The 3,382-nt window shown below is 65.7% G+C and carries 2 protein-coding genes; both read left to right on the top strand.

What is annotated here, in order from left to right; genetic code table 11:
• Positions 1–325: 325 nt before the first annotated feature.
• The gene (locus Q7A36_RS38970) at positions 326–1,921 is read left to right on the top strand and encodes a class I SAM-dependent methyltransferase (RefSeq protein WP_305109173.1); all 1,596 of its coding nucleotides are present in this window, start codon (positions 326–328) and stop codon (positions 1,919–1,921) included.
• A gap of 163 nt (positions 1,922–2,084) precedes the next feature.
• Positions 2,085–3,242 (top strand): DUF6447 family protein, encoded by a 1,158-nt coding sequence (locus Q7A36_RS38965; RefSeq protein WP_305109172.1) that lies wholly within the window; start codon positions 2,085–2,087, stop codon positions 3,240–3,242.
• Positions 3,243–3,382 lie beyond the last annotated feature (140 nt).

The following is a 3,382-nucleotide window of genomic DNA, read 5'->3' as shown; positions in this document are numbered from 1 at the left end:
GAGGCCTCCGGTCAGCCTGCCAGCGATTCTGCCCCAGGCGTCGGCAAAGCCGCTATGATCCCAGGCAAGACGTAATGTTCCGCCGCTTCGAGGTCGATGCGGGTCGCTACTCCTTCATCGTGCCGGACTTCCACCGCCTACTCCCCGGCGCGCCGCCCCTGTTGCCATGAGGCGGATCGAACGAGGGCGAGGCTTTTCCGATCCAGGCACTTCCAGTTTTTGGGGCGGCGACAACATTGAGCCACGCGGTGGTTCTCTCGACCATTCATCGCCACAACTGCGCCTTGGCTCCTTTTTCTTTCTCGAGCATAGGTCTCATGTAGGATTGGACCTGGCCCGGCGCTGCACGCGGCCGCAGAATCCTGGATTATGGGGCAAGGTTCGAATGACCGATTGGAGCGCGGGCTACGTCACCGAGGTCGGATACACGCACGGTTTCTACCGGGAACTCGTCCCGCAGTATCTCGCCCTTGCTGCACTGGCGCGAGGCGTGGCGGCGCCCGGCCTCGGAAGCGAGCCGATCCGGGTCCTCGAACTCGGCTGCGGGCAGGGCTTCTCGGCCAACCTGGTCGCCGCCGCCAACCCGCATGTCGACTACATGGCCATCGACTTCAATCCAGCACATATTGCAGGCGCCCAGCGACTCGCCGCGGCGGCCGGCACACCGAACGTGCATTTCCGTGAAGCCAGCTTCGAGGAACTGGCGGCCGATGACGGGATCGGCCAGTTCGACCTGGTCACCCTGCATGGCATCTATACCTGGGTGTCAGCGGAGAACCGTGCCTACATCCAAAGGATTGCGCGGGACAGGCTAAAGCCTGGCGGGCTGCTCTACCTGTCCTACAATACCTATCCTGGCTGGACCTCTGTGCTGCCGATCCGGCGCATGCTGATCGATACGGCTGCCGCACATCCATCCGCCCCGATCTTCGATCGCCTGGACGCAGGCCTCAAGATGTTCGGTCGCCTGGCGGACGTCGGTGCGCGCTACCTTGCCACGTCGCCGGGTCTCGCGGAGCGCATGAACCGCGTTCAAAGCCTGCAGCGCAATTATGTTGCGCATGAGTACATGAACAGCGATTGGACCATATTCCACTTCGCCGACGTGGCTGCGGACATGGCAACGGCGAAGCTGAACCATGTCGCCTCGGCTCACCTGCTGGACCATATCGATGTGGTCAACCTCACCGCCGAACAGAGCACCTTGCTGGCCGAAATCAAGGACCCGATCCGGCGGGAAGGGCTGCGCGACCTGATCGTGAACCAGCAGTTCCGGCGCGACGTGTTCGTGCGCGGGGCAGCGCCCTTGCCGCAGCATGAGGTGCAGGAGCAATGGGCCGACTTGCGGTTCGGCCTGTCCATGGCCCGGGCCGACGTGCCGCTGAAAGTCAATGCGACCCTGGGCGATGCGAACCTTCAGGCCGATGTCTATGAGCCCGTGCTGGACGCCCTCGCCAAGGAGCCGCGGACCGTCCGGCAGCTTTTCGAGAACTCGAGAGTCTCGGCGCTCGGCTGGGCCCGGCTGCAGCAGGCGCTCTTGGTCCTGGTCGGGGCCGGTCATCTCCAGCCCTGCCAGGATGCCAAGGGCGATGGAAAGCGCCGGGAACGGACGAAGGCCTTCAATACGGCAGTGATGAAGCGGGCGCAGTCCTCGGCCGACCTGCAGTTCCTCGCCTCGCCGGTGACGGGCGGCGGCGTGTCGGTGGACCGCTTTGCGCAACTCTTCCTGCTTGGCCGCCAGCAGAAGCAGGCCGATCCGACGCAGTTCGCCTGGGCCGTCCTGGAGAGCCAGGGCCAGCGCATCCTGAAGGACGGCAAGACCCTGCAGACGGCCGAGGAGAACCGGGCGGAGCTGCGGCTGCGCTACGACCAGTTCGTCACCAAGCAGCTTCCGGTGCTGGAGCAGTTGGGCATCGCCTGAGCTGAAAGCCACCGGGTCGGAGGCGATGTGCCACAGCCGGTCCTTCTGGACCGGCTCTTCGCGGTGCCGGTTGCGGCATGAGGAACGATCGGGACGCCGAGGCCGTTGCCCAGGCGCCACGCGCATTAACTTACCGGGCGAAAATTCACCGTAGCGCTGCGCCGTGGTCCTGCCCCTTCTGACGCAACAGCCGGCACCGGTCACCAGGCGCGATCTGGCCATCTCCATGCGGTTCCTGGGTGTCGCTCAGGCAGCGCTCGAGGCGATGTTTCTCGGTCTCCGGGCGGAGACCGACCGCGTGCTGGGCCAGGGCGCCCCGGCGCGATACGGCAAGGCCTACCCCTATGGCTATTGTCGGGAGATCACGCAGGACGTCCTGGCGCGCCTGAAGCAGCGGCTTCCGCACTCCGATTGTTCGGGCCTTCGCGCCGTGCATGCCTTCCTCGCGGCCGGCGGCGAGGGACGATGCGTGTGGGGCATCCTGCGCGGCCGCTACTTCCAGACCGCGCTGCAGTTCGGCGCTCTCTATGTCGATGTCGCCAATGACACCGTGATCGCCAGCAAGCCCAAGGTCGAAATCCTGCCCATGGCGGAAGCGGGGCTGGAAACCGTGCGGGATGTCTGGCACTTCGCCGGCATTGCCGAAGGCTACTGGGACATGCGGATCTACGCCAATCATGCGCTGCCCGCCCTGGCGCCGTTGCTGCCCATGATCGGCGTCACCTCCGGTATGGAGGTCTGCCTGCAATCGGCGACGGACTACATGGTTGGGCTGTTCTGCCAGGATGGCTTCTGTCGGTCGGAGGATTGGCTGACTCGGGGACCACGTCCTCCTACCGGGTTGGTGGAAGCGCTCAGGTCGCAGTGCCCGGCCGAGCTTCTGTCGTCCAACAGGGAGGCGGGCGCCGAAGCTGCCATTGCCGCCTGCCGGTCGGCGCGGGCGCAGGGGCTGGCGTCGAGCGAGCCATGGCTCCGTGCCCGCGTCGCGGATCACGCGCGCCTCCATGCCGAAGCGGAGATACGCGTCTGCCAGGCGCGAAGCCCTTCAGCATCATCCCGGCATACGGGAAATAGTTGCGGTTCGATGACAGCCCCACCCGGACCACGGTCCGGGCCAACTCCTGGAGAGCCGATGTCCACCTTGACCCTTGATGGCCGCGCGTTCGAGATCGAGAGCCTGCCTGACACGGCGAAGGCACAGATCATGGGCATCCGCTTCGTGGATGGTGAGATCACCCGGCTACAGGCGCAACTCGCCGCCATGCAGACCGCCCGGACTGCCTATGTCGAGGCGTTGAGGGCTGCGCTACCGGCGGCGTAGAGCGATCAATGCGGCCTGCCTGCCCGGCCACGGCGCGATCCCACGGTGATGGGATGCGCCAGAGCCATCCCGATGCCTGACAGGGCCAATGTGCCACCTCCCATGGCACCGCTTGCAGCGGCTGCCGGGCGAAAAAGGCG

Origin of the sequence: Paracraurococcus lichenis (assembly GCF_030657435.1) — a bacterium.
Classification (GTDB): Bacteria; Pseudomonadota; Alphaproteobacteria; order Acetobacterales; family Acetobacteraceae; genus Paracraurococcus; species Paracraurococcus lichenis.
Note: the sequence above shows the minus strand (reverse complement) of the source record. Positions and strands in the feature narration are given on the sequence as shown.